Here is a 25,293-nt window from a genome sequence, read left to right as displayed (position 1 = left end):
GGGAGTGTGACAAGACACCGACAAGCAGCGTTTGGCACCACCCACCGCACGTACGAGAGGACCCCGTGGCGACCACCGCACAACCCGAGCCCGCCGAACGCCGGGGCACCGGACCCGGCGACGACCCGTTCGCGGACTGGGACTGGGAAGACCCCGAAGGGCTCGAAGCCCGCACCGACGCGTTCACCGAGAACCTCGCCCGATGCGCCTCGATCGACCTCGTCCGGCCCGAACTGCCGCGCACCCACCAGGACTTCCAGGAACTCGGCGCCACCGGAATCGAGTTCGCCGCGTTCCGGACCCGGCACCCGCACGGACTCGGCACCGACCTGGTCGCCCTGCACGCCGACACCGGAGCGACCCGCCCCGGCCCGGTCTACCGGATCGACGGCACGCACCTGTTCACCCAGCTCGACATCGCCCGACCGCTCCCGTTCGCCGACCGCAGCGTGGACTGGGTGTACGCCGAGCACCTGATCGAGCACGTCCCGCTCGGCACCGCCGTGCACTGGCTCGGCGAGGTCCGCCGCGTCCTGCGCCCCGGCGGACTCCTCCGCCTCACCACCCCCGACCTGGCCCGCTACATCGACGGCTACCTCGACGGCGACGAGCAGTTCTTCCGCCGGCACCGCCGCCGGCTGCGCACCATGCGGGTCGGCCCGCCGATGCCGGAGCGCCGCGCCTTCATGCTGAACCAGATCTTCTACCACTTCGGACACCGGTGGATCTACGACGAGGCCGAGCTGAGGCACGTCCTGGACCGCGCCGGCTACCACGAATTCGCCATCGAGCGACGGGAGTTCCAGAGCGGCGCACGCCCCGACGTGGCCGCGCTCGACACCGCCTTCCGCAAGGACGAGTCGATCTACCTGGAGGCCGTCGCCCCCGGAGGGCCGCGCTGATGCCACTGCACCCGCAGGCCGAGGCCGTGCGCGCCCGCCGCGCCGCCGCCGGCACCCCGCCGCTGTACACCCTCACCCTCGACCGGGCCCGCGCCGCCGACCTCGCCGACCTGCGCGCCACCGCCGGAACGGGCGAACCCATCGCCGCCGTCGAGGAGTTCACCATCGACGGACCCGGCGGCCCACTCACCCTGCGGCACTACCGGCCGGCGTCCGAAGCCGTCCCGCCAGGACCCGCGCTGCTCTACCTGTACGGCGGCGGCTGGGTGCTCGGATCGCTGGACAACGGCGACCCGATCTGCCGCACCCTCGCCAACGCCACCGGCGCCGCCGTGCTCGCCGTCGGCTACCGGCACGCCCCCGAACACCGCTTCCCCGCCGCCGTCCACGACTGCTACGCCGCACTCGACTGGATCGCCCGCAACGCCCCGCGCCTCGGCCTGGATCCCGACCGGATCGCCGTCGGCGGCGACAGCGCCGGCGGCAACCTGGCCGCCGCCCTCACCCTGCTCGCCCGCGAACGCGGCGGGCCCGCCATCGTCCACCAGCTGCTGATCTATCCCAACACCGACCACCGCGTCCCCGACGACGGGCCGCGAGCGGGCAGCGAGGGGCCGGAACCGACCGGTGACGCACCGGCACCCACCGGTGGGGTACCGTCCGTGGCCGGCGGGGGAGCGGCGGGGACCGGCGAAGGGTCCGCGACGGCCGGCGGGGGAGCGGCGGGGAGCGGTGCAGCCGAGGATCCGGCGCTGTTCAACCGGCACTCGGTCGCCTGGTACTGGTCGCACTACCTCGCCGACCCGGCCGACGCCGCCGACCCCCTGGCCAGCCCGCTGCGCGCCCGCGACCACGCGGGCCTGCCGCCCGCCACCGTCATCACCGCCGAGTACGACCCGCTGTGCGAGGAGGGCGAGCAGTACGCCGCCGCCCTGCACGCCGCAGGCGTCCCCGTCACGCTGCGCCGCTACGCCGGCATGCCGCACGGGTTCTTCGCCATGGCCGGCGTCCTGTACGACGGCCGGGACGCCCAACTCTTCGCCGCCCAGCGACTGATGGCGGCGTACGGTGCCGGGTCGGCGGCCGACCGGTGAGCGGGGTGCTGAAGCTCCGGGAGCTGCACGGCTCGCTCTCCGACCCGCTGCTGGACGCGATGACCTTCCTGAACGAGGTGACCGGGCGCTACCCGGAGGCGATCTCGTTCGCGCCCGGCCGGCCCCGCGAGGAGTTCTTCGACCCGGCCGACATCCCCGGCTACCTGGACACCTACCTGCGCCACCTGCGGGAGGACCGGGGCCTGACGGACAGCCAGGTCCGCCAGGAGGTGTACCAGTACGGGCGGACGAAGGGCATCATCGCGCCGCTGATCGCCCGCGCGCTGGCCGCCGACGAGGGGATCGAGGTCGATCCGGAGGCGCTGGTGGTCACCGTCGGCGCTCAGGAGGGCATGCTGCTCGTCCTGCGCGCCCTGTGCGCCGGACCGGACGACGTCCTGCTGGTCTCCTCACCCTGCTACGTCGGGGTGACGGGCGCGGCCCGGCTGCTCGACCTGACGGTCCGTCCGGTGCCCGAATCCGGACCCGACGGCGGGCTCGACCCGGCCGCGCTCGCCGACGCCGTCCGGGAGTTGCGGGCCGCCGGGAAGCGGCCCCGGGCCTGCTACGTCGTCCCCGACTTCGCCAACCCGAGCGGCGCCAGCATGAACGAGACGTCCCGCCGCCGGCTGCTGGACGTCGCCGAGTCGACGGGCGTCCTGCTGATCGAGGACAACCCGTACGGCTTCTTCGGCCGCACCCGGCTCGTGCGGCCCACCCTCAAGGCCCTGGACGGTGACCGGCGCAACGTGGTCCATCTCGGGTCGTTCGCCAAGACCTGCTTCCCCGGCGCCCGGGTCGGCTACGTGCTCGCCGACCAGCGGGTGGCGGGCGAGGACGGGCGATCCGGCCTGCTCGCCGACGAACTCGCCAAGCTGAAGAGCATGACGACCGTCAACACCTCGGCACTCAGTCAGGCCGTGATCGGCGGCATGCTGCTGGCCGGCGGGCTGCGCCTGCGCGAGGCCAACGAGTCGGCCCGGCAGTTCTACGCCCGCAGCATGGACACCCTGCTGACGGAACTGGAAAACGCTTTCCGGCTGGTTCCCGGCGTCTCCTGGAACAGCCCCGAGGGCGGCTTCTTCGCCGTCGTCACCGTCCCCTTCCGGGCCGACGCCCGCGCCCTGGACGCCTGCGCCCGCGGCTACGGCGTGCTGTGGACCCCGATGGACGGTTTTCACCCCGGAGGCGGCGGCGAGCACCAGCTCCGGCTGTCCTGCTCCTACCTGGCGCCCGAGCAGATCGCCGAGGGCGTCCGCCGACTGGCCCGCTTCGTGTCGGACCGGGCGGGGGCGGAGCAGAGCTGACGGCGCATCACCGGCAGGGCCGGTGCGCGTGGAGGGCCCGACCGCAGCCGCGGCCGGGCCCTCGGCCGTGGGCGGCGCCGGGTCGGCAGAGCGACCGGGGGCGGCGGGAGCAGCCGGGGGCCCGGCCGGGCAACCGGGGCGGGTTCAGCGGATGCGACGGGCGAACAGGCGGGCGGCCCAAGCGACCGCGAGGACCGTCATCAGCCCGGTGAGCAGCAGGCCGCGCCAGACTTCGGGGGCGTCCAGATGGCCGGCGAACAGGGCACGCATGCCCTCCACGCCCCAGTAGCAGGGATTCCAGGAGGCGGCGGTGCGCAGCCACGCCGGCGCGAGGGCGATCGGGAGCAGGGTGCCGGAGAGCAGGGCCAGGGGCTGGGCGATGGTGTTGACGATCGGGCCGAGCGCGGCGTCGGTGGGCACCAGCAGGGCGAGGCCGTACGACACCGAGGACGCCATCAGGGCCATCAGGGCGAGCAGGGCCATGGCGAGCAGCAGGTCGGTGAACCCGACGGTCAGGCCGAACGGGATGGCCAGTACGGCGATCAGCAGGGACTGCACGAGCAGCGCGGTGGTCTCCCGCAGGGCCCGGCCGAGCAGCAGGGCGACCCGGCTGACGGGTGTCACCCGGGAGCGTTCGACGATGCCGGCGTGCAGTTCGCCGAGCAGCGTGAAGCCGGTGAACAGGCCGCCCATGACGGCGAGCGCCGACAGCAGGCCGGGCACGTAGATCCGGTAGGCGTCGGCGGTGCTGTGCGCACCGGACGCGGCCAGCGCGGAGGTCAGCAGCGGGGCGAACAGCAGCAGGTAGCAAAGGGGTTGGAGCAGTCCGACGGCCAGCCACGCGGGGGAGCGGGCCATCAGGAGCAGTTGGCGCTGGTAGACCAGCCAGGTGTCGCGGGCGAGCTTCACGGGGACCTCGTGGGGCGTCGGGGCGTCGGTGTGGCAGGGCGTCGAGATGGCAGGGGAAGGCAGCAGAGCGGCAGCACCGCAGGACAGCAGGTCGGCGGGTCGGCGGGTCGGCGGGGAGGCAGGGCAGCAGGAGTGCAGGACAGCAGGTCGGCGGGTCGGCAGGACAGCAGGACAGCGGGACAGCAGGGCAGCAGGAGAGCAGGAGAGCAGGGCGGCAGGGCGGCAGGACGGCAGGGCAGCAGGACATCGGGGAGCGGGCCGACCTGGGCCGACGGGACGTCAGGCGCTGACCGGCGGACGCCCGGTGAGGGCGAGGAACACGTCGTCCAGGCTGGGCCGTTGGAGCTGGACGTGGTCCGGCTCCAGGCCGGCCGCGGCCAGCGTGCGCAGCAGCTGCGGGATCGCGGTCGCCGCGGAGTCCACGTGCAGCCGCAGGCCGTCCTGCTCGGGGAGGGCCTCCAGGCGCTGCACGCAGGGGAGTTCGGCGAGCGCCCGGGCCGCGCGGGCGGTGTCCCCGGCGGCGGGCAGGGCGACGGTGACGGCGTCGCCCGAGATCTCCTTCTTGAGCTGCTCGGGGGTGCCCTCGGTGACGATGCCGCCGTGGTCGACGATGCCGATCCGGTCGCACAGGGCGTCGGCCTCGTCCAGGTAGTGGGTGGTGAGCAGGACCGTCATGCCCTGCTCGCGCAGGCGACGGACCTCTGACCAGACCTGGGCCCGACTGCGCGGGTCGAGTCCGACGGTGGGCTCGTCCAGGAACAGCACCCTGGGTCGGTGGACCACGCCGAGGGCGAGGTCGAGGCGGCGGCGCTGGCCGCCCGAGTAGGTCTTGCAGGGGCGGTCGCCGAACTCGCCGAGGTCGAAGGCCGCCAGGCCCTCCGCCGCGCGCTGCTGCGCCTCGGCCTTGCGGATGCCGTACATCCGGGCCTGCAGGACGAGTTCCTCGCGGGCGGTGGCGTGGTCGGTGGTGCCGCCGCCCTGGGCGACGTAGCCGATCCGGCGGCGGACCTCCCCGGGCTCGGCGCGCAGATCGGCGCCGGCCACGGTGGCGGCTCCGCCGTCGGGCGCGAGGAGCGTGGCGAGCATGCGCAGCGTGGTGGTCTTGCCTGCCCCGTTCGGGCCGAGGAGGCCGTAGATCTCGCCCTCCGCGACGTCGAGGTCGATGCCGCGCACCGCGTCGACGGTGTCGGCGCCGCGGCGGGGCCGGAAGGACTTGCGCAGCCCCTTGGTCTCGATCAACCCGGACTCCTGTGCTCGATAGGTGGGTTCGGACGCGGTGGAACAGTGACGGGTCGTCAAGACGGGGGACGGACGGGCCAGACCTTAGGGCCCCGCCCCACCCGCCGACAATGGTCTGTACCAGATGGCGGTGCCGGGTTCAGTGCGGTGCGCGCGCGAACCGCTCCAGCCGCTCCACAGCCGCCACCGTTCCACCGCCCGCACGCAGTTGACGTCCCAGTCGCCGGGCGGCGGCACGGTACGACGGGTCGTCGAGGACACGGCGCAGCGCCGCACGCAACTGCTCGGAGGTGGCGGTGGCGAAGTCGACCCGGACGGCCGCACCCAGCGCGGCCAGCCGCCCGGCCGTCACCGGCTGGTCGTGGCGGATCGGCGCGACCACCAACGGCCGCCCGTGGGCGAGGGTCTCGCCCACGGTGTTCATCCCGCCGTGGCACAGTACGGCGTCCACCGCCCCGCGCTCAAGCAGTTCCAGCACCGGGACGCGCTCGCGGGCCACCGCGTCCGGCGGCAGCCGGACACCGGACGGGTCCGCCACCACCGCCTGGACGTCCGGGAGTTCGGCCAGTGCGGCGGCCGCCCGGTGCAGGAAGCCGCCCGCGACCTCGGCGGACAGGGTGCCCATGGTGACCAGCACCCGGCGGCGGCCGGGCGCCAACCGGTCCCAGGGGAACGGGGGTTCGGGCCGGTCCGCGAGCAGGGGGCCGACCAGGGCGTACTCGGCGGGCACCGGGTCGAGTCCGGCGAGCTCGCGGCAGGTCGGTGCGATCACCAGGCCGGGGGAGAAGCGCGGATCGGCGAACTCCCCGGCCGGCAGCCCGGCCCGCTCCCACAGGCCGCGCAGCACCCCGTCCCGCCAGGACGTCAACTCGCCGTCGCCGCCCAGCGGATCGCCGATCTCCAGCGAGGACGGCGCGAACGTCGCCCACCGCACGCCCGCGCCGTGCGCGGCCAGCGCGCCCGCCGGGCTGTGCTGGTCGGCCAGCACCACGTCCGGCCGCCAGCGCTCCACGGCGCGGCGCACCGCCGCCAGCGTGAACCGGGTGTGCGGGACCACGAAGCCGTCCCAGAGCGAGCGCACGGCCTCCGCGCCGCCGACCGCCTGCTCCCGGAACAGCCGCGCCCCCGTGGGATGCACCAGTGCCTCCGGCCCGAGCAGCGGGCGCAGCGCCGACTCCGGCCCCACCCAGGCCACTTGGTGACCGCGTGCGGCCCAGGCGAGGGCCAGCGCACGGGCCGGCAGCAGGTGGCCGGCCAGCGGCGGAACCACGATCAGCAGACGCAGCGCGGAACCGGCGGGGACGGGCCGATCGGAGGCGGGGGCTGTGGCGGTGGCGGGGGTGTCGGAGGGCATGGCGGAGTCCTTCGGGTGGAGGCAGAGGCTCTGGGGGACGGGACGGGGCGGGACAGGAGGGGACAGGAGGGGACGGGGCGGCGGCCGGCGGCGCGAGCGGCGGCGATCGGCGGCGATCGGCGGGTCGGCCGGAGGAATTCGTACGTGTCGTGTGCAAACGACGGAGAACTGGTACAGACCACAAGGGGGAGTCGGGAAGGAAGCGCCGGAGATCCCTTGTGCGGGCCGGTGAGGCGTGGGAATACTAGCCCGCGTGACCGCTCTGGAAGCAGTCGCCGTCCACCTTCCGCCCGTCGCCGAGCCGATCGAACTGGTCGGGGAAGGCCTCGGACTGACGGACCGTCAGATCAGGCTCTTCCGCCGGTTCCACGGCCTCGACCAGGTCAGGGTGGACCACGACGGAGACCTGACCGATCTGCTCACCGCCGCCGCGACGGCCCTGGCCCCGCTGCGCGGGAACGAACACCGCGTGAAGTACGTGCTGCACGCGCGCAGCCTGCCGATCGCGGCGCCCTACCCGCACAACCCGCTGCACGACGTGCTCGGCCGTCTGGGGCTGACGCACGCCCGTGCCTTCACCATCACCCACCACGCCTGCGCCGGCTCCCTGCTGGCGCTGGACGTGGCCGGTCGGCTGCTGGCGGCAGATCCCGACCCCGAGGCGCTGGCGTTGATCCTGGCGGGCGAGAAGACCTTCACCCGGGACGCCCGCATCGTCCCGGACACCGCCCTCTTCGGCGAAGGGGCGGCAGCCTGCCTGGTGCGGGCCGAAGGCGAACACGACCGCGTGCTGTCCTACGCGGTCGACCAGCACGGCGAGTTCGACGGGCGACTCGCCGACGATCCGGAGCTGCTGGCGCGCTACCAGCGCAGCTACCCGGAGCTGGTGATCGCGGTGATGGAAGCCGCGCTGAACGAAGCCGGCGAGAGCTGGGAGTCGATTCGGCTGCTGCTTCCGCACAACGTCAACCAGATCTCCTGGCAACGGATCTGCCGCCGGATCGGGTACCCGCCCGAGCAGGTGGTGCTGGACAACGTCCCGGCCGTGGGACACAGCTTCGCCGCCGACATCCTGCTCAACCACCACACCGCCACCGGCCGCGGCCTGCTCCGCCGCGGCGACCGCTACCTGGTCGCCGCGTCCGGACTCGGCGCGACCTTCGCCGCCATGGTGCTCCAGCACTGAGGCGCCGTGCGCCACCGGCCCGGGAGTGCCAACCGCCCCCGGATCGGATCCGCCACGGCCGCGCGAAGTCGCCGCGCCCGCCGTGCGACCGCCGCCGCACCCGGCCCGCCCCCCGGGCCCCGCCGACAGGGAATCGCCATGACCGACCCCGCCACCGACCAGTCCACCTCCGCGGCACACCCCGCCGAAGCCTCCGTCGATCCCGAACTCCGCGGCCGCGCCCTCGACGGCATCCTCCTGCTGCTGCCCCGGGTGCTCAAACGCGAACTGCCCGACGTCACCGAGAACGCCTGCCTGTTCGACGAGGTCGGACTGACCTCGGCCGCCACCCTGGAACTCATCCTGGAACTCGAGGACCACCTCGACGTGCAGATCGACGTCGAAGGCATCGACCAGGACGACCTCCAGTCGGTCGGCACCCTCGCCGGCTTCGTCGCCGGACACGTCATCGCCGAGGACTGAGCGTGCGCGTCCGCGGACCGCTCCCCGCCACCACCCTCCCGCGCGCCGCCTCCCCGCTGCGCCTGACCGTCGCCCACGCCCTCGACCTCGCGGGCGACTCCCCGCTCGCCGCCGACCCCGACCTGCGCACCTTCACCGCCGACCTGGTCCGCCCCTACGGCCTGGCCCTCGACGAGGATGCGCTGACCGGGGCCCGCGGCCAGTCCTACACCGCGCTCGGCGAACTCGCCGTGCGCGGACTCGTGGACCCGGCACGCCCGGTGGACCTGCTGATCCTGGTCTACGCGAGCCCCGACGTCCGGCCCGGGCAGGCGGTCGCCACCCAGCTCAGCGGGGTGTGCCCCGGCGAGCCGCTGTCCTTCGCCGTCTGCGACGAGGGCGCGGGCGGCACCTTCAGCGCGCTCGCCGTCGCCGACGCCTACGCCCGCACCGGCGGTGCCCGGCGCGCCCTGCTGATCGCCGTCGAACAGGCCGACCTGCACCACCGGCCGCACCGGGCCGCCCGACTGCCCGACCGGCACTCGGCCGCCGCCCTGCTCTGGGAGGCGGACAGTGGGGGACGGCCGCTGCAACTATTGGCCAGCATCAGTGCGGTGACGGGACATCATGTCGCGCAAGCGCTACAGGAGTTGTGCGCGAAGCTGCCGGCGGGTGCGTTGCTGGTGCTCGGCCCCGGGCTGGCCGGGACGGCCGCGCCCGGCGGAGTGGACAGCCGGCGGGCCCGCTCGGGCAGTCCGTACACCGGGGGCTGGGCCGCGCTCGGTGACGCCCTCGCCGACCGGGGCCTCGCCCGGCGACCGCTCGCGCTTGCCGACCGGGAGCCCGAGACCGGTCGGCTCGACCTGGCCTGCTGGGGACCGGAGGAGCCGGCCGGGTGATCGAGATCTGGCTGACCGACACCGACACCGTGGCCGAACAGGACAGTGAACTGCAGGAGTTGATCGACCCGGACGAGCGCGCCCGGGCCGACCGGATCCCCGACGGCCCGCGGCGTCACCGTTACCTCACCGCCCACGCCGCCACCCGCCGGCTCACCGCCGCCGCCGCGGGCGTACCGCCGGAACGCGTCCGGTGGCGGCGCGGACCGCATCGGCGGCCCGAACCTGCTGGCCTGGAAGGCGAGTTGAGCGTGGACCTGAGCGCCGCCGGTCGGTGGGCGCTGTTCGCCGTCCAGCGGCTCGGCACCGGAGGGGAAGGGCAGGTCGGCGTGGACCTGGAACCCGTCCCGGCCGACCGGGCCGCCGCCCGGGTCGCCCGCCGCTCCTGCCCGGCGTCCGAAACCGACGGCGGGGCCGACGAGTTCACCCGCCGGTGGACCCGCAAGGAGGCGTGCACCAAGGCGTACGGAGGGCGGCTCGCCGACGGTCTGCGCACCCCGGTCGGGGCGCCGGGCGGACCCGGGCCGCACCGGGTCGACGGGCCGCTCGGCCCGTGCACCCTGCACGACCTGCCCGCACCGCCCGGACACCGGGCCGCCGTCGCCCGTACCGGCGTCCGGCCGATCCGACCGACGTTGCTGTCCTGCCCGGCGGACCCGGCCCGGCAGTTCGGCGTCCACCGCACCCCCGCCGCCCCCGGCCCCGACCACAGAGGCAGACCATGACCCGCGACCCCGACGATGCCACCCCGCTGCCCACCGCCGCGCCCGGCGTCCAACTCCAGCCCGCCGCCTACGAGAAGCTGCACACCGCCCTGCGCGGCGCCATCGCCCGGCTCGCCGCCGACGAGCCGTTCGAGCGACTGGTCGTGCCGCCCGTGATCTCCCGCGCCACCATCGAACGGGCCGGCTACGTCGCATCCTTCCCGCACCTGCTCGGCACCGTGCACAGCTACACCGGCAGCGCCGCCGACTGGCGCCGACTCGCCCCGCTGGTCGCCGAATCCGGGCCGTGGCACACCCGGCAGGAGGTGTCGGACCTGGTCCTGCTGCCCGCCGCCTGCTACCCCGTGTACGCCACCCTCACCGGCCGGGACCTCGGCGAACACCCCGCCAGGTTCAGCGTCGAGGCGCAGTGCTTCCGGCAGGAGGCCACAGCCGAGGCCGGCCGGCTGCGGTCCTTCCGGATGGCCGAACTGGTCACCGCCGGAACCCCCGAGCACTGCCTCGGCTGGCGCGAAGGGTGGCTCCGGCGGGTCGCCGACTGGCTGGAGACGCTCGGCCTGAAGCCGTCCGTCGAGCTGGCCGACGACCCGTTCTTCGGCGGCGGCCGCCGGGTCTACCAAGCAGCCCAGCGAGCCCAGGAGTTGAAGTTCGAACTGCGCGTCCCGGTGGCCGACGGGCTGGTGCAGGCGATCGCCTCCGCCAACATCCACAAGGACCACTTCGGCGAGGCCTTCGGCTTCACCGCCGACGGCGGCCCCGGCCACACCGCCTGCACCGCGTTCGGCCTCGACCGGATCGCCCTCGCCCTGCTGCACACCCACGGCCCCCGGCCCGCCGACTGGCCCGACGCCATCGGCACCGCCCTGAACGGAGATTGACGGAGTGTCCGAACAGCAAGACGTCGTGGTGCGGTTCCGGGTCGACACCCCCGAGGCCGAGGGGCCGCTCACCCTCGGCCAGGACAACATGATCCGCTGCCTGCGCCACGACGAGCCCTCGCACATGAACAAGCAGGCCACCTGGACCGTCCCCCCGGCCACCGACCTGCCGCTCGCCCTCGCAGCCCTGCGCACCCTCGCCGAACGGCACGCCGCCCTGCGGACCGTCTTCCCCGGGCCCGCCGACCGCCAGCCCGACCGCCAACGCGTCCGCGCCGAAGGCGAGTTCACCGTCGCCGTGATCGCGCTCGCGGACGACGAGGACCCCGACGAGGCCGCCGAGCGCTTCTGCTGGGACGGCCGCCGGCAGGCCTTCGACCTCGCCGCGGACTTCCCGCTGCGGTTCGCCCTGCTCACCCGCCACGGCGCCCCCGTACGGCTGGCCGTCGTCATCTGCCACGCCCAACTCGACGGCGTCTCCACCGGACTGCTCTTCCAGGAATGGCTCACCCTGGCCGCCGGCGACACCCTGCCCGCACCCGCCGCGCCCACCCCCATCGAGGTCGCCGAACAGGAACGGTCCCCCTCCGGGCAGCGCCGCACCCGCGCCGCCCTCCGGCACTGGGAACACATCCTCGCCGACCAGCCGTCCGCCGTTTTCGCCGACGACCGGATCGGCCCGAACGACACCCTGCTGCCCACCCTCGGCGTCCGCTCCACCGCCGGCGCCGCCTCCCTCGCCCGCGCCGCCGCCCGCACCGGAGCCTCCAACTCCGCCGTGCTGCTCGCCTGTTACGCCGCCCTCGCCGCCCACCGCGCCGACCGCGGCACCGTCGTGATGGCCGCACTCTCCGCCAACCGCCACCGCCCCGGCCTCGCCGACCACATCGGCACCCTCGCCCAGGACGCCCTGCTCGCCGTCGACACCGACTGCCCCGACCTCGACACCCTGATCGGCCGCACCCAGGCCCAGGCCCTGTCCGGCTACTGGCACGCCACCTTCGACGCCGAACGCATCTGGCAGCTCATCGAGGACGTCGCCCACCGCCGCGGCGCCCGGTTCGCCCGGCACGTCGTCGTCAACGACCTCAGCAGCACCGTCCCCGACAGCGTCGCCGCCGCCCGACCGCACCCGCCGACCGACCCCGACCTCGTCCGGTACCCCGCCGAACCCACCCCCACCCGGCTGATGCTCAACATCTGGCGCACCACCGGCTGCCTCGAATTCACCCTGCACACCCACCCCGACGTGCTCGACGACGAAGAGACCGAACTCTTCGCCCACGCCCTGCTCCGCCTGCTCGACCTGGCCGGCCGGCGCGCCGTCCGCCTCGGCCCCGACGGCGAACTCGCCGCCCTGACCGGCCTCCCCGTCGCCCGACGCGACAAGGCCCGCTGGCAGCAGATCGGCACCAACTGGATCGACCTGGACGCCGTCACCGACCTGCTGCGCAGCGCGCTCGGCGCCCGGAACGCCGAAGTGCATTGGAACAACGGCGAGTTGACGGCCATGGCCGACACCGGGGAGACGTCCTGGACGCCGGAGCAGGCACACGCGGCAGTGATGGCCGCACTACCCGGGCACGACACCGCGATGGCCCCGCACCGCTACGTCCTCAACGGCGGCACCGGCAGCGGCCGGCCCGACCTGCCCTGACCGTTCCCGACCGATCCGGACCTCCGGTGCGACACACCCGGGCGGAGCAGTCTCCCCACCGCCCGGGCGCGTCGCGGCCGGACGGTGCGGCGCGCCCGGCGAGGATGGAGCGGACACCCTCCCGACCCACCCTCAGCCGGAGCGCACCATGGAGCTGTTCCCGCCCCTGCCCCTGGAGTCCTGGCGGGACACCAAGGAGACCCTGCACCGATTCGCCCAGGTCATCGGCAAGATCCGGATGGCCGGCAGTGCCCGCCGCAACCACTGGTGGAACGTCCCCTTCCACCTCACCGGACGGGGCATCACCACCCGCCCCACCGGACCGACCCGCGGCGGCGACGCCTTCACCATCGACTTCGACTTCACCGACCACCGCCTGTACGTCCGCACCCTGGACGGCGGCGAGGACTCCTTCCCGCTGGCCGGCCGCTCCGTCGGCGACTTCTACCGCGACACCCTGCGCGCCCTCATCCACCTGGACATCGACATCGTCCCCGAACACCCCTACCCGTTCGACCTGCCCGACTCGCACCGCCCGTTCGCCGACGACGACGAACACCGCAGCTACGACCCGGTCGCCGTCACCACCTACTGGCACATCCTCAGCCAGGTCGCCCTGCTGCTGGAGCAGTACGCCACCGGCTACGCCGGCAAGACCAGCCCCGTGCACCACTTCTGGCACACCTTCGACCTCGCCGTCACCCGCTTCTCCGACCGCGAGATCGCCCAGCCCGCCGCCGACCCCGTCACCCGCGAGGCCTACTCCCGCGAAGTGATCAGCGCGGGCTTCTGGTTCGGCGACAGCAACGTCCCCGCGCCCGCCTTCTACTCCTACACGGCCCCCGAGCCCGACGGCCTCGCCGACCGCCCGCTGCACCCCGCCGCCGCCTCCTGGACGGCGAGCCGCGGCAGCCACCTCGCGCTGCTGATGTACGAGGACGTCCGGGCCGCCGACGACCCGTGGGCGACCGCGCTCGACTTCCTGGAGTCCGCCTACCGGGCCGGCGCCGACCTGGCCGGCTGGGAGCGCAAGCGCGAATGCCCGGGCGGGATCACCGACACCACCCTGCGGACGCCGCCCGCCCCGTGACCCCGTGACACCTTGGCGGAAGGGGTGCAATGAGGGCCACCGGGGCTGGAGCCGCCGGCGGGCGCGGCTGCGGCGAACCGGGCGGAGGTGGGTGCCCGGGGGCGATTGTTCGGGGGCGGGTGCGCCGTTAGGGTCGGGGCTGTGAACGGCTCCGCGCACTCCAGTGACCTGCCCGTACCGGCCCCGCAGGGTCCGACTCCGCCGGGCGGTGGGGATCTGACGCTGCTCGCCGGCCTGGCCACCGAGACGCGGCGGGCCGAGCACGCGGGGATCGACCTGCTGCCGACGGCCGAGATCGCCCGGCTGATGAACGCCGAGGACCGGACGGTGCCCGAGGCCGTCGCCGCCGAGCTGCCCGCGATCGCCGCCGCGATCGACGCGATCGCCGAACGGATGGGCCGGGGCGGCCGGTTGATCCACGCCGGGGCCGGAACCGCCGGACGGCTCGGCGTGCTCGACGCCGCCGAATGCCCGCCGACCTTCAACACCGAGCCCGGCCGGATCGTCGCGCTGATCGCCGGCGGCCCGGCCGCGTTCACCGAGGCCGTGGAGAACGCCGAGGACGACCGGGCGGCCGCGGTCGGCGACCTCGACGCACTGCACCTGACCGCCGACGACACCGTGGTCGGCATCTCCGCCTCCGGCCGCACCCCGTACGCCGTCGCCGCCGTCGAACACGCCCGGGCGCTCGGCGCGCTCACCGTGGGCCTGTCCGGCAACCGGGGATCCTCGCTGGGCGCCGCCGCCGAGCACGGCATCGAGGTCGTCACCGGGCCCGAACTGCTCACCGGATCCACCCGGTTGAAGGCCGGCACCGCACAGAAGCTGGTGCTCAACATGATCTCGACGATCACCATGATCCGGCTCGGGAAGACCTACGGGAACCTGATGGTCGACCTGCGGGCGACCAACGAGAAGCTCCGCGACCGCAGCCGCCGCATCGTCGCCCTCGCCACCGACGCCGAACCCGACGAGGTCACCGCCGCACTCGACGCCACCGGCGGGCAGGTCAAGAACGCCGTCCTGATGCTGCTCGCCGACATCGACGCCGCCACCGCTGCCGAACTGCTCGACCGGCACCACGGGCGGCTGCGCGACGCCGTGCAGGCGGCGGCGAAGGACTGACGGGCCGTCAAGGCGTCCGCCGGCAGTCAGAGTTGCTGCTCGGCCCAGATCGTCTTGCCGCGCGCCGTGTGCCGGGTGCCCCAGTTGCGGCACAGCTGGGCGACCAGCAGCAGGCCCCGGCCGCCCTCGTCGAAGGTGCGGGCCCGGCGCAGGTGCGGGGCCGTGCTGCTGCCGTCCGACACCTCGCAGATCAGCACCCCGCCGTCCCGGATCAGCCGCAGGCCGATCGGCGGCCGGCCGTAGCGGACCGCGTTCGTGACCAGTTCGCTGACCACCAACTCGGTGACGAACGCCGCCTCTTCGAGCCCCCACTCGGTGAGCGTCGCCGCCACGAGCTTGCGGGCCCGCGCCACCTCGGACGGGTCGCGCCGCAACTCGCAGCCCGCGACGTCCCGTTCGGGCAGCACCCGGGTACGGGCCAGCAGCAGCGCCACGTCGTCACTCGGCGCCGCCGAGCCGAGCGTCGCGGACAGGGCCCGCTCGCACAGCTCCTCCAGCGAACCCGCGGGCTCCGTGAGCGCCGAACCCAGCCGGTCCAGGCCGAGTTCCGGGTCGCCGCGCAACTCCGAGGTGCGCAGCAGCCCGTCCGTGAACAGAGCCAGCATGCTGCCCTCGGGGACGGCCACCTCCGCCGCCTCGAACGGCAGTCCGCCCAGGCCGAGCGGCGGGCCCGGCGGCAGCACCGGGAAGGTCGGCTTGCCGTCCGGGCCGACCAGCACCGGCCCCGGATGGCCGGCCCGGGCCATCGCGCAGGACCGCGCCACCGGGTCGTACACCGCGTACAGGCAGGTCGCGCCGACGCTGCCGCCCGCCCAGGCCGTGCCCCCGTCAGGCTGCTCGTCCAGATCCACCCGGAGCACCAAGTCGTCCAGGTGGGTGAGGAGTTCGTCCGGCGGCATGTCGATGTCGGCCAGCGTGCGGACCGCCGTCCGCAGCCGTCCCATCGCCGCCGCCGCAGGCACCCCGTGGCCCACCACGTCGCCCACCACCAGCGCCACCCGGGCGCCCGACAGCGGGATCACGTCGAACCAGTCGCCGCCCACCCCGTCCCGGCCGCTCACCGGCAGGTAGCGGAACGCCACCTCCACCGCCGCCTGGCGCGGCGTCCGCGACGGCAGCAGCGAACGCTGCAACGCGAGCGCCGTGTCGCGCTGCAGGGTGTACTGGCGGGCGTTGTCCATCGACAGCGCCGCGCGGGCCGTCAACTCGGTGGCCAGCACCAGGTCGTCCTCGTCGAACGGGGCGGGCGAACGGTGCCGCAGGAAGATCGCCACCCCGAGCGTCACCCCACGCGCCGTCAACGGCACCAGCATGGAGGAGTGGATGCCGAACGCGGAAGCGATCTCCTCACGCCGGGGCTCCTGGTCGATCCAGCCGCGCAGGCGCGGATCGCGCACATCCGTCCGCAGAGGTCGGCCCGAGGCCAGTACCTCCGCCATCGGCGACTCCGGAACGATCACGTCGCGGGCGCCCTTCGACACCGCCGACTCCGGACAACCCGACAGCACCGACTGCTGCGCCACCCGGTAGAACACCAGGCCCGCACCGGTCGGCGGCGCGCCGCCGAACACCGAGTCCAGCAGGTCCACGGCCACGAAGTCCGCGAACCCCTCCGTGGCGACGTCCGCCAACTCCTGTGCGGTGCGCTCCACTTCGAGCGTCGAACCGATCCGCAGGCCGGCCGCGCCGAGCATCGCCAGCCGCCGTCGGGCGAGATCCTCCGGGCGGCCCGAGCGGTTCGAGACCTCGCCGACCGGGAGCGGCGCTTCCGCCGCCAACGGCTGCAACGGCTGCGCGGACACCACCCAGGTCGGCCCGGCACCGGCCGTCCGCACCGGGACCACGCCCAACTCCACCGCCACCGGCCCGTCCTCCGACCGGGCGAGCCGCACCATCCCGGTGAACGGCCTGCGCCGAACCACCGCACGCAGCAAGGAGATCGGCGCATCCCCGGCCAGCAGGTCGAACGCGGAACGGCCCAGCACCCGGGCGGCCGGGAACCCCGACATCCGCTCAGCAGCCTCCGACCAGCCCGTGACCGAGCCGCCGCCGTCCACCGTCGCGGTCGCCGCACGGCCCGGAACCCGTGTCGCCATGTCCGTTACATCCCCTTCGGAGCAGCAACCCCCAGGCCATGCCCTCAGCATCACCCGGCGACGCGAACGCCTCAAACCGCCACGCCGAGCGCCCGCGGGCTCGGCGAAAGCAGACACCGCCGCGGGGACCAGCAGCCGAGACGTGGGACAGCGCCCCGGGGCGGCGGGGGAGCGGGCGAGACCGGCGGGGGACGGTTGGGACCGGTGGGGGGCGGACGGCGGCCAGCGGCTGGCCGGGGAACGGTCGGGACCGGTGGGGGCGGACGGCGGCCAGCGGCTGGCCGGGGAACGGTCGGGACCGGTGGGGGACGGTGGGAACTGGCGGCGCAGCGGCCCGGCAACGGCGGGGGACGGACAGCGGCCGGTGGCGGGCCGGGCCGGTGTGAAGAGCGGGTACGCTGCCGCGCATGATCGGCGGCGGCGGAGACGAGCGGGAGACCGCGGTACTGGCCGCGCTCGCCGAACTGGACCGCATCGACCGCGAGCGGGCCCGGCGGACCGGCCTGCTGGACACCCGGCGCACGCTCCGCGCCGTCGCCGAACGGGTCCGCGCCGAGCACGGCTTCGAACTGAGCCTCGGCGGACTGGTGGAGGGCCCCGACCTGGTGCTGCGCGCCTGGTCGGGAACGCGCCACGAGAGCCTGCACGACCTGCGGATCCCGCTCGGACTCGGCCTCGGCGGGCGGGTGGTGGCCGTCGGCAGCGCCGTCGTGGTCCGCGACTACTACCGTTCCAGCCGGATCACCCACGACTTCGACCCGCAGGTCGGCCGCGAAGCCGTCACCGGCATGGTCGGCCTCCCGATCGGCACCGGCCCCGCCCGCGGCGTCCTCTACGGCGCCACCCGCGGCGGCGGACAGATCGGCGACAGCGCGATCGACGGCCTGACCCGCCTCGCCCGCCTCGCCACCCTCGCCGTCGACGTCGCCGACGGAGCCGCCACCCTCGCCGACGCGGCCGTCACCGGCGAACGCCGCAGGATCGCCGCCGAACTGCACGACGGCGTCGGCGCCATGCTGTTCGGCCTCGGCAGCTCCGTCCGCGACCTGCGCGCCGACAGCGCCCGGAACCCCGAACTCGCCGACCGCCTGCACCGCCTCGAACGCGAACTCGGCGACGCCGCCGCCACCCTGCGCGCCGCCGTCGCCCGCCTGCACCGGGACCGGCCCGCCGATCCGGACAGCGGCAGCCCCGGCGGCCGCCTCACCGCCGACCTCGCCGACACCCTCCGCCGGTTCGAGCAACGCACCGGCATCCCCGCCACCTTCGTCCCCATCGGGCCCGCCCCGCAGCTGGATGCCGAACGCGCCGCACTGCTGCGCCGCACCCTCGCCGAAGGCCTGCTGAACGTCGAGAAGCACGCCTCGGCCGACTCCGTCGCCGTCACCCTCACCCACGACCGGCACCGCCTCGACCTCGCCGTCATCGACGACGGCCCGGGCCCGGACCCCAACGGGAAACCGCTTTCCGGTACCGGTCCGGACCCCCTCGGCATCCGCGCCACCCCTTCCACCACGGGGGCCACGGCCGCCACGGCCACCGGCGCCGGCCTGCCGGGCCTGCGCGCCCGCTACGAGAGCCTCGGCGGCAGCCTCCACCTGCACAGCGACGAGGACGGCACCACGCTGCGCGGCGAACTCCCGCTCCCCGCCCCGCCCGCACCTGCCCCCGGCCCGCCCGCCCGGTGACCTGACGGTGCGTCGGGGCCCCAGCCCCGGGGGCGTCGGCAGGTCCGGGCGGCGGCGCGCCGGGATGCCGCCGGAGTCAGAGCAGTTGCTCCTGCTGCGCCCGGCGGATCGCCTCCACCCGGTTGCGCGCGCCGAGCTTGTGCATCGCGGTCTGCAAGTACGTCTTGACGGTGTTCCGGGTCAGACCCAGCTCCTCGGCGATCTCCGGGTTGGTGCGGCCGGTCGCCGCCGAGCGGATCACGTCGTACTCGCGCCGGCTGAGCGACAGCCGGAACAGCCGGGCCTGCAACTGCGCCGGGGCCGATCCGCTCAGCCGCGGATCGAGCACCCGCCGCCCGGCGGCGGCCAGCCGCAACTGGGCGACCAGGTCGGTGTCGGTGACGTCCTTCAGCAGGCAGCCGTGCGCCCCGGCCGCGAGGGCCGCGGACAGCGCATTCCGGTCCTCGAAAGCGGTGAACAGCACCACCCGGGCGTCCGGCGCGGCGGCCCGCAGCAGCGGAACCGTCTGCGAACCCGGCAGGTCCGGCAACCGCAGGTCGAGCAGCACCACGTCCGGACGCAGCGCCGCGGCCAGCTCGACGCCCTCGCGCGCCGTCCGCGCCGAGCCGACCACGGACACGTCCTCGGCCCGCCGGATCAACGCGGACACGCCGTCGCACACCACAGGATGGTCGTCGACGACCAGGACCCGTACGGTACGACCAGTGGAGCCATCCGCCATCCGAGCGAACTCTCCTCTCCAGGTGGGGGGACCGCAGGGTTGCGGCCAGCGGAAATATTGGGTGCGACGGTAACTGAACGCAGAGGGGTCAGGCCATGGGCTCAGCCGAGAACGTCCATAACAATGAGCACTCGCCGTCCCGGCCGGGCACCGGCGCGGCGGACCGGGCAGGGGCCGGCGCCGGGGACGGTCGGCCGCGACCGGGCCGGGCCGAGTCCGCCGCGAACTTCCGCGCCGCCCGCGAAGTGCTCTGGCAGCACGCCACCGACTACGACACCGCCTACCGCACCTTCGAATGGCCGGACTTGGGCGAGTTCAACTGGGCGTTGGACCACTTCGACCCGATGGCGCGCGGCAACGACCGCCCCGCGCTGTGGGTGGTCGAACCCGACGGCCGCGAGCGCGTCCACACCTTCGACCAGCTCGCCCGCCGCTCCGACCAGGTCGCCAACCACCTGCGCGAACTCGGCCTCGGCCGCGGCGACCGGGTGCTGGTGATGCTCGGCAACGTCAGCGAACTGTGGGAGGTGATGCTCGGCGCGATCAAGCTCGGCGTGGTGCTGATCCCCGCCACCCTGCTGCTGTCCGCCGAGGACCTCGCCGACCGCCTGGACCGCGGCGAGGTCCGTGCCGTGATCGCCGCCGCCGAGGTCGCCGACCGCTTCGAAGGCCTCGACGGCGCCCCGCTGCGGATCGCCGTCCGCGAAGCCGGCACCGCCGGCGCCGCGCCCGAGGGCTGGCACGACTACGCGCAGGTCGACTCCGCCGCCGAAACCTTCACCCCCGACGGCCTCACCCTCGCCGACGACCCGCTGCTGCTGTACTTCACCTCCGGCACCACCTCCAAGCCCAAGCTGGTCGAGCACACCCACGCCTCGTACCCGGTCGGCCACCTGTCCACCATGTACTGGGTCGGACTGCGCCCCGGCGACGTCCACCTCAACATCTCCTCGCCGGGCTGGGCCAAGCACGCCTGGAGCAACCTGTTCGCGCCGTGGAACGCCGAGGCTACCGTCCTGGTGTTCAACTACGGCCGGTTCGACGCCCAGCAACTGCTCGACGTGATCGCCCGCTGCCGGGTCACCACGCTGTGCGCCCCGCCGACCGTCTGGCGGATGCTGATCCAGGCCGACCTGGGCGCGCACCGCACCGAACTGCGCGAACTCGTCGGCGCCGGCGAGCCGTTGAACCCCGAGGTGATCGAACAGGTCCGCGCCGCCTGGGGCCTGACCATCCGGGACGGCTTCGGGCAGACCGAGACCACCTGCCAGATCGGCAACAGCCCCGGCCAGCCCGTCCGGCCCGGCTCGATGGGACGGCCGCTGCCCGGCTACCACGTCGCCCTCCTCGACCCGGACGGAAAGCCCGGCAGCGAAGGCGAATTGAGCCTCGACCTGGCCCGCCGCCCGCTCGGCCTGATGCGCGGCTACCGGGGCGACCCGGAACGCACCGCCGACGCCATGCGCGACGGCTACTACCGCACCGGCGACGTCGCCGCCCGGGACGAGGACGGATACATCACCTACGTCGGCCGCGCCGACGACGTGTTCAAGGCCAGCGACTACCGGATCTCCCCGTTCGAGCTGGAGAGCGTCCTGATCGAACACCCCGCCGTGGCCGAGGCCGCCGTCGTCCCCTCGCCCGACCCGCTGCGACTGGCCGTCCCGAAGGCGTACGTGGTGCTGGTCGAGGGCCGCACCCCCGGGCCCGAACTCGCCCGCGACATCCTGGCGTTCACCCGCCAGAAGCTCAGCGCCTACAAGCGGATCCGCCGCCTCGAATTCGGCGAACTGCCGAAGACCATCTCCGGCAAGATCCGCCGGGTCGAACTCCGCGCCCACGAGGCGGAGCGCGCCGGCGACCGCAACCCGAACGAGTACCTGGACAGCGACTTCCCGGAGCTCCGCCAGGGCTGAACCGCCGCCTCCCCGCAGGCGGACGGAACCGGAAACCGCTTTCCGCGCACCGCCCCCCGCGCCCTCCCCGCTCGGAGCCCGCTCGGAGCCCCGGGCGGGAGAGGTGCGCGGCGAGTGGTGCGCGGAAAGCGGTTTCCCGCCGCCCGGGAGCAGGGACGGAAAGCGCTTGCCGGCCTCCCCGCGGGTACCGGTAGCATCTCCCTCATCTCCCGGGCGTAGCGCAGTGGCAGGCGCAGCGTGTGGACAACGCGCGTACGCCGGTTCGAATCCGGCCCCCGCGAGGTCCCGGCGACGGGTCCGTAGCGCAGAGGCAGACGCGCCGCTTTAACAGAGCGGATCACGCCGGTTCGAATCCGGTCGGGCCCGACGCCGTTGACGCACCGTCACCCGGAGGAACCCCGACGAGCACGCCCGAGCCGGACGGCCTGCACGGCCCGCACGGCCCGGGCGGCACGCCCGCCCCGGACGCCACTCCCGCCCCGGACGAGGCCGAGCCGGCCGGTGAGCAGCAGGACCTCGCGGTCGGTCTCGGAGAGCAGCGTCAGCACCCGGAAGACGTGCTCGCGGTCGCCGACGCGGTCCTCGAACGCGGCGGGCGGGGCAGCGTCCACCACGGCCCGGAGGCGGTCGGCGGGCGCCCGCCGGCGCAGGTTCGGAGCGGACCCGGTCGGCCAGCAGCCGGCGGGCCGCCGCGAGCAGCCACGGCAGCGCGTCGTCCGGCACCGCCGCTCCTTGCGCCGGGCCAGCAGGGACGTCTCCGGCACGGTCTCCTGCGCGGACTCACGATCCGTGCGGTGCAGCAGGCGGCCGAGCACCCGGTCGGCGTGGGCGCCGCAGAGCGCCTCCGGCCGCCGTGCCGCTCCTGCGGTCCTTCCTGACCCGGCAGGCGCGCCCTTCCTGTGAAACGACCGTCCCCCGGGAAACGTCCGGCACCGTGCAGACCGTTGCACCCCGCCGCTGGTCGGGTTCCGCGAGCCCGGAGAACGCCGCGGGGCCGCCCGACCGGGCGGCCCTGCGGGGTGTCGGGCGACGGTCAGCGGGCGGACATCCGCAGTGCGCCGTCCATCCGGATCGTCTCGCCGTTGAGGTAGTCGTGGTCGGCGACCATGGCCACCAGGCGGGCGTACTCCTCGGGGTGGGCGAGGCGCTGCGGGAAGGTGACGGTGGCGGCGAGGCCGGCCCGGATCTCGTCGGAGAAGCTCGCCATCATCGGGGTGTCGACGATGCCGGGGGCGATGGTGACGACCCGGATGCCGAACTGGGCGAGGTCGCGGGCGGCGGTGATGGTCATCCCGGCGACGCCGGCCTTGGACGCGGCGTAGGCGATCTGCCCGACCTGGCCCTCGAAGGCGGCGATGGACGCGGTGTTGACGACCAGTCCGCGCTGGCCGGCCTCGTCCGGCTCCTGGCCGGACATCGCCTCGGCGGCCAGCCGCATGACGTTGAAGGTGCCGATCAGGTTGACGTTCAGCACGGTGCGGAACAGGTCCAGGTCGTGCGGGCCGCGGCGGCCGACGATCCGGGCGGACGGGGCGATGCCCGCGCAGTTGACGGCCAGCCGCAGCGGGCGGCCGTCGGCGGCGATCCGGGCCAGCGCGTCGCGGACCGGCTGTTCCTCGGTGACGTCCGCGCCGAGCAGGGTGACGCCCTCGGGCGCGGCGGGCGCGGACTCCACGGCCTTCGGCAGGTCCAGGCCGTAGACGTGGGCGCCGAGGCCCGCCAGGTGGGCGGCGGTGGCCGCGCCGAGGCCGGAGGCGGCACCCGTGACCAGGGCGGCGGTACCGGTGAGCTGCATGGTGGAAAGCCCTTTCCGAGTGGGATCCGGGGGTCGCTGCGGGGCCCGCGGACATGGGGTGACGTGCCGTCAGGAACGGCGGGCGGTCGGGTCAGCGGGCGGCGAACTGACGGCTGATCACCAGGCGCTGGATCTGGTTGGTGCCCTCGAAGATCTGCATGATCTTCGCCTCGCGCATGTACCGCTCGACCGGGAAGTCCCGGGTGTAGCCGTAGCCGCCGAGCACCTGCACCGCGTCGGTGGTCACCTTCATCGCGGCGTCGGTGGCGATCAGCTTGGCCACGCTGGCCTGGCGGCTGAACGGGCGGCCGAGGTCGCGGCGGCGGGCCGCGTCCAGGTAGGTGGCGCGGGCCGAGTCCACGGCGGCGGCCATGTCGGCCAGCAGGAAGCCCAGACCCTGGTGGTCGACGATCCGGCGGCCGAACGTGGTGCGCTCGTTGGCGTACGCCACGGCGGTGTCCAGTGCGGCCTGGGCGAGACCGGTCGCGCAGGCCGCGATGCCGAGCCGGCCCGAATCCAGGGCGGAGAAGGCGATCGGCAGGCCCTGGCCCTCCGAACCGATCAGGCGCTCCGACTCGAGCAGCGCGCCGTCCCAGTACGCGGCCGTGGTCGGCACGCCGTTCAGGCCCATCTTCTCCTCGGGCGCGCCGAAGGTCAGCCCCTCGACCTGACCGGGCGCCAGGAAGCACGACACGCCGTGCGGTCCGGGCGCCGTCCGGGCGAACAGGGCGTAGAAGTCGGCCTTGCCGCCGTGCGTGATCCACGCCTTGGTGCCGGTGACCCGGTACCCGCCGTCCACCGGCTCCGCCTTGCAGGTCAGCGCCGCCGCGTCGGAGCCCGCGTTCGGCTCGGACAGGCTGTAGCCGCCGACCAGTTCACCGGCCAGCATCCGGGGCAGCCACTTCTCCTTCTGCTCCGGCGTGCCGAAGGCGTTCAGCGGGTGGCAGGCCAGGGTGTGCACGCTGGTGGCGACCGCGACGGCCGCCCAGCGCGAGGCCAGCTCCTCCAGCACCTGGAGGTACACCTCGTACGGCTGCCCGCCGCCGCCGAACTCCTCCGCGTACGGCAGGCCGAGCAGGCCGGCCCGGCCGAGGAGCGCGAACAGGCCCTCCGGGTACAGCTCCTGCTTCTCGTGGGACTCCACCTTCGGGGCGAGTTCCTTGTCGGCGAGATCACGGGTCAGCGCGATCAGGTCCGCGGCTTCCTCAGTGGGAAGCAGGCGATCCACGGCCATGTTCCGGCTCCAAGCGGTACGCAAAGCGGTACGTCAGTACCGGTTAGCGTAGCGCAGCGGGGCCCGCCGTGGGGGACCGCGGAGGCGGCGAACTCGGAAGTCTCCCGGAAAGTGGCAGATGGTGGGCGTGGGACGGGTGGGGAGCGGCGGTCGGGCCGGGCGGATCGGCGGCCCCGGGGAGGCCGACTGTCATACTGGCCGGGTGATCGACAGCGCCGCCGCACTCCAGCCCAGCGGACGGGGCGCCGCCCGCCGCAGCGCCCTGTTCGAGGAACTCGTCGCACTCTTCGTCGCCGAGGGCTTCGCCCAGTTCACCCTGGACGACCTCGCCGCCCGGCTGCACTGCTCGAAGCGCACCCTGTACGGGCTGGCCGGCTCGAAGGAGCAGCTGGTCCGGGCGGCGGTGGTGCACTTCTTCCGCAGCGCCACCGCCCGGGTGGAGGCCGCGCTGGCCGCCGAGACCGACCCCGCCGCCCGGCTGGCCGCCTACCTGCGGGCCGTCTCCGCCGAACTCGCCCCCGGATCGGCCCGGTTCTTCGACGACCTGGCGGCCTTCGAACCCGCCGCCGAGGTCTACGGCCGCAACACCCGCGCGGCCGCCCGGCAGATCCAGCGGCTGATCGACGACGGCGTCGCGGAAGGCGCTTTCCGGGAGACCCACGTCGCGTTCGCGGCGGACGTCATCAGCTCGGTGATGGTCCGCATCCAGCAGCGCCAGGTCGCCGAGGCCACCGGCCTCGCCGACGCCGAGGCGTACGGGCACCTGGCCGAACTGCTGCTGCACGGGCTGCTGCGCTGAGCCCTCCGGTCCACCGGCCGCCGGCGGAGCACAGTCAGGGCGCGAACCGGGCGGAGAACGCGTGATCCGAGGACCGGACGGCCCTGCGCCTGCCGGTCTTCCAGCTGTGCCTCGCCGTGCTGGGGCCGGTGTTCGTGCCGACCGACGGGTCGGCGGTCGTCCTGGTCGTGCAACGGCTGCGCCGCCACTGTCCCGGCCGAACTGGTGCGGGGTACCTGCCGGTTGGAGCGCGTCCAGC

22 protein-coding genes and 2 tRNA genes are annotated in these 25,293 nt (G+C 74.5%); 16 read left to right on the top strand and 8 right to left on the bottom strand.

Annotated features, from left to right (window positions below):
• Positions 1–65: 65 nt before the first annotated feature.
• Genes ACFV1L_RS01090 through ACFV1L_RS01080 form a run of 3 tightly spaced genes read left to right on the top strand, consistent with a single transcriptional unit; the run spans position 66 to position 3,303 of the window.
• The gene (locus ACFV1L_RS01090; RefSeq protein WP_380361761.1) at positions 66–902 is read left to right on the top strand and encodes a methyltransferase domain-containing protein; all 837 of its coding nucleotides are present in this window, start codon (positions 66–68) and stop codon (positions 900–902) included.
• Positions 902–1,996 (top strand): alpha/beta hydrolase, encoded by a 1,095-nt coding sequence (locus ACFV1L_RS01085; protein WP_380361759.1) that lies wholly within the window; start codon positions 902–904, stop codon positions 1,994–1,996. Before ACFV1L_RS01090 ends, ACFV1L_RS01085 begins: the two co-directional genes overlap by 1 nt.
• A complete protein-coding gene (locus tag ACFV1L_RS01080) occupies positions 1,993–3,303 on the top strand; it encodes a PLP-dependent aminotransferase family protein (RefSeq protein WP_380361757.1) in 1,311 nt (436 codons plus the stop codon). The genes ACFV1L_RS01085 and ACFV1L_RS01080 overlap by 4 nt, the downstream gene beginning before the upstream one ends.
• A 144-nt stretch (positions 3,304–3,447) precedes the next feature.
• Here ACFV1L_RS01080 and ACFV1L_RS01075 read toward each other — a convergent pair whose 3' ends face one another.
• The 3 genes from ACFV1L_RS01075 to ACFV1L_RS01065 all read right to left on the bottom strand — a co-directional run bounded on the left by ACFV1L_RS01075 (position 3,448) and on the right by ACFV1L_RS01065 (position 6,805).
• Positions 3,448–4,212: an ABC transporter permease gene (locus ACFV1L_RS01075; protein WP_380361755.1), complete on the bottom strand. Its 765-nt coding sequence runs from the start codon at positions 4,210–4,212 to the stop codon at positions 3,448–3,450.
• A 279-nt stretch (positions 4,213–4,491) separates the two neighbouring features.
• The gene (locus ACFV1L_RS01070) at positions 4,492–5,451 is read right to left on the bottom strand and encodes an ATP-binding cassette domain-containing protein (RefSeq protein WP_380361753.1); all 960 of its coding nucleotides are present in this window, start codon (positions 5,449–5,451) and stop codon (positions 4,492–4,494) included.
• Between the two features lie 139 nt (positions 5,452–5,590).
• Positions 5,591–6,805: a glycosyltransferase gene (locus ACFV1L_RS01065; RefSeq protein ID WP_380361751.1), complete on the bottom strand. Its 1,215-nt coding sequence runs from the start codon at positions 6,803–6,805 to the stop codon at positions 5,591–5,593.
• A 253-nt stretch (positions 6,806–7,058) separates the two neighbouring features.
• Between ACFV1L_RS01065 and ACFV1L_RS01060 the strand changes: the two genes are divergently transcribed.
• From ACFV1L_RS01060 to murQ, 8 genes are all read left to right on the top strand, one after another.
• Positions 7,059–7,991 (top strand): 3-oxoacyl-[acyl-carrier-protein] synthase III C-terminal domain-containing protein, encoded by a 933-nt coding sequence (locus tag ACFV1L_RS01060; protein ID WP_380361749.1) that lies wholly within the window; start codon positions 7,059–7,061, stop codon positions 7,989–7,991.
• 138 nt (positions 7,992–8,129) lie between these two features.
• Entirely contained in the window at positions 8,130–8,453 is a 324-nt protein-coding gene (locus ACFV1L_RS01055; protein WP_380361747.1) for an acyl carrier protein, read from the top strand.
• 2 nt (positions 8,454–8,455) lie between these two features.
• A complete protein-coding gene (locus ACFV1L_RS01050) occupies positions 8,456–9,331 on the top strand; it encodes a hypothetical protein (protein ID WP_380361746.1) in 876 nt (291 codons plus the stop codon).
• A complete protein-coding gene (locus tag ACFV1L_RS01045) occupies positions 9,328–10,056 on the top strand; it encodes a 4'-phosphopantetheinyl transferase family protein (RefSeq protein WP_380361745.1) in 729 nt (242 codons plus the stop codon). Before ACFV1L_RS01050 ends, ACFV1L_RS01045 begins: the two co-directional genes overlap by 4 nt.
• On the top strand, positions 10,053–10,934 hold the full coding sequence (locus ACFV1L_RS01040; RefSeq protein WP_380361743.1) for a hypothetical protein: 882 nt from the start codon (positions 10,053–10,055) through the stop codon (positions 10,932–10,934). The genes ACFV1L_RS01045 and ACFV1L_RS01040 overlap by 4 nt, the downstream gene beginning before the upstream one ends.
• A gap of 4 nt (positions 10,935–10,938) precedes the next feature.
• Positions 10,939–12,591: a condensation domain-containing protein gene (locus ACFV1L_RS01035; RefSeq protein WP_380361741.1), complete on the top strand. Its 1,653-nt coding sequence runs from the start codon at positions 10,939–10,941 to the stop codon at positions 12,589–12,591.
• A 148-nt stretch (positions 12,592–12,739) separates the two neighbouring features.
• A complete protein-coding gene (locus tag ACFV1L_RS01030) occupies positions 12,740–13,681 on the top strand; it encodes a DUF5996 family protein (RefSeq protein WP_380361739.1) in 942 nt (313 codons plus the stop codon).
• Between the two features lie 216 nt (positions 13,682–13,897).
• Positions 13,898–14,806 carry an N-acetylmuramic acid 6-phosphate etherase gene (murQ, locus tag ACFV1L_RS01025; RefSeq protein WP_380361840.1) on the top strand — a complete coding sequence of 303 codons (909 nt, stop codon included), beginning with the start codon at positions 13,898–13,900 and terminating at the stop codon, positions 14,804–14,806.
• 26 nt (positions 14,807–14,832) lie between these two features.
• Here murQ and ACFV1L_RS01020 read toward each other — a convergent pair whose 3' ends face one another.
• Positions 14,833–16,902: a SpoIIE family protein phosphatase gene (locus tag ACFV1L_RS01020; protein ID WP_380361738.1), complete on the bottom strand. Its 2,070-nt coding sequence runs from the start codon at positions 16,900–16,902 to the stop codon at positions 14,833–14,835.
• 407 nt (positions 16,903–17,309) lie between these two features.
• Between ACFV1L_RS01020 and ACFV1L_RS01015 the strand changes: the two genes are divergently transcribed.
• Positions 17,310–18,590, top strand: coding sequence for a sensor histidine kinase (locus tag ACFV1L_RS01015; protein WP_380361736.1), 1,281 nt, complete (start codon positions 17,310–17,312; stop codon positions 18,588–18,590).
• A 76-nt stretch (positions 18,591–18,666) separates the two neighbouring features.
• On the opposite strand, the gene ACFV1L_RS01010 is transcribed toward ACFV1L_RS01015, so the two are convergent.
• Positions 18,667–19,311, bottom strand: a complete 645-nt coding sequence (locus ACFV1L_RS01010; RefSeq protein ID WP_380361734.1) for a response regulator — start codon at positions 19,309–19,311, stop codon at positions 18,667–18,669.
• 95 nt (positions 19,312–19,406) lie between these two features.
• On the opposite strand from ACFV1L_RS01010, the gene ACFV1L_RS01005 reads away from it, so the two are divergent.
• The 3 genes from ACFV1L_RS01005 to ACFV1L_RS00995 all read left to right on the top strand — a co-directional run bounded on the left by ACFV1L_RS01005 (position 19,407) and on the right by ACFV1L_RS00995 (position 21,593).
• Positions 19,407–21,227: an AMP-binding protein gene (locus tag ACFV1L_RS01005; RefSeq protein ID WP_380361732.1), complete on the top strand. Its 1,821-nt coding sequence runs from the start codon at positions 19,407–19,409 to the stop codon at positions 21,225–21,227.
• Positions 21,228–21,435: 208 nt separating this feature from the next.
• Positions 21,436–21,509 (top strand) — tRNA-Val (locus ACFV1L_RS01000).
• A gap of 11 nt (positions 21,510–21,520) precedes the next feature.
• Positions 21,521–21,593, top strand: a tRNA-Val gene (locus ACFV1L_RS00995).
• A gap of 17 nt (positions 21,594–21,610) precedes the next feature.
• On the opposite strand, the gene ACFV1L_RS00990 is transcribed toward ACFV1L_RS00995, so the two are convergent.
• The 3 genes from ACFV1L_RS00990 to ACFV1L_RS00980 all read right to left on the bottom strand — a co-directional run bounded on the left by ACFV1L_RS00990 (position 21,611) and on the right by ACFV1L_RS00980 (position 24,256).
• Positions 21,611–21,841 (bottom strand): hypothetical protein, encoded by a 231-nt coding sequence (locus ACFV1L_RS00990; RefSeq protein WP_380361730.1) that lies wholly within the window; start codon positions 21,839–21,841, stop codon positions 21,611–21,613.
• 419 nt (positions 21,842–22,260) lie between these two features.
• Entirely contained in the window at positions 22,261–23,022 is a 762-nt protein-coding gene (locus tag ACFV1L_RS00985; RefSeq protein ID WP_380361729.1) for an SDR family NAD(P)-dependent oxidoreductase, read from the bottom strand.
• A gap of 91 nt (positions 23,023–23,113) precedes the next feature.
• Positions 23,114–24,256: an acyl-CoA dehydrogenase family protein gene (locus tag ACFV1L_RS00980; protein WP_380361727.1), complete on the bottom strand. Its 1,143-nt coding sequence runs from the start codon at positions 24,254–24,256 to the stop codon at positions 23,114–23,116.
• A gap of 202 nt (positions 24,257–24,458) precedes the next feature.
• On the opposite strand from ACFV1L_RS00980, the gene ACFV1L_RS00975 reads away from it, so the two are divergent.
• Positions 24,459–25,055, top strand: coding sequence for a TetR/AcrR family transcriptional regulator (locus ACFV1L_RS00975; RefSeq protein ID WP_380361725.1), 597 nt, complete (start codon positions 24,459–24,461; stop codon positions 25,053–25,055).
• Positions 25,056–25,293 lie beyond the last annotated feature (238 nt).

The sequence above is a fragment of the Kitasatospora sp. NPDC059646 genome (assembly GCF_042734615.1).
Classification (GTDB): domain Bacteria; phylum Actinomycetota; class Actinomycetes; order Streptomycetales; family Streptomycetaceae; genus Kitasatospora.
The sequence above is the reverse complement of the archived record's forward strand: the minus strand, read 5'-3'. Positions and strand labels throughout refer to the sequence as shown.

What these genes read in the sequence shown, in the direction of transcription:
- ACFV1L_RS01020 (WP_380361738.1), bottom strand. Translation starts at nt 16,902, where the DNA reads ATGGCGACACGGGTTCCGGGCCGTGCGGCGACCGCGACGGTGGACGGC.
- ACFV1L_RS01015 (WP_380361736.1), top strand. Translation starts at nt 17,310, where the DNA reads ATGATCGGCGGCGGCGGAGACGAGCGGGAGACCGCGGTACTGGCCGCG.
- ACFV1L_RS01040 (WP_380361743.1), top strand. Translation starts at nt 10,053, where the DNA reads ATGACCCGCGACCCCGACGATGCCACCCCGCTGCCCACCGCCGCGCCC.
- ACFV1L_RS01055 (WP_380361747.1), top strand. Translation starts at nt 8,130, where the DNA reads ATGACCGACCCCGCCACCGACCAGTCCACCTCCGCGGCACACCCCGCC.
- ACFV1L_RS01065 (WP_380361751.1), bottom strand. Translation starts at nt 6,805, where the DNA reads ATGCCCTCCGACACCCCCGCCACCGCCACAGCCCCCGCCTCCGATCGG.
- ACFV1L_RS00980 (WP_380361727.1), bottom strand. Translation starts at nt 24,256, where the DNA reads ATGGCCGTGGATCGCCTGCTTCCCACTGAGGAAGCCGCGGACCTGATC.
- ACFV1L_RS01005 (WP_380361732.1), top strand. Translation starts at nt 19,407, where the DNA reads ATGGGCTCAGCCGAGAACGTCCATAACAATGAGCACTCGCCGTCCCGG.
- ACFV1L_RS01010 (WP_380361734.1), bottom strand. Translation starts at nt 19,311, where the DNA reads ATGGCGGATGGCTCCACTGGTCGTACCGTACGGGTCCTGGTCGTCGAC.
- ACFV1L_RS01030 (WP_380361739.1), top strand. Translation starts at nt 12,740, where the DNA reads ATGGAGCTGTTCCCGCCCCTGCCCCTGGAGTCCTGGCGGGACACCAAG.
- ACFV1L_RS01085 (WP_380361759.1), top strand. Translation starts at nt 902, where the DNA reads ATGCCACTGCACCCGCAGGCCGAGGCCGTGCGCGCCCGCCGCGCCGCC.
- ACFV1L_RS00985 (WP_380361729.1), bottom strand. Translation starts at nt 23,022, where the DNA reads ATGCAGCTCACCGGTACCGCCGCCCTGGTCACGGGTGCCGCCTCCGGC.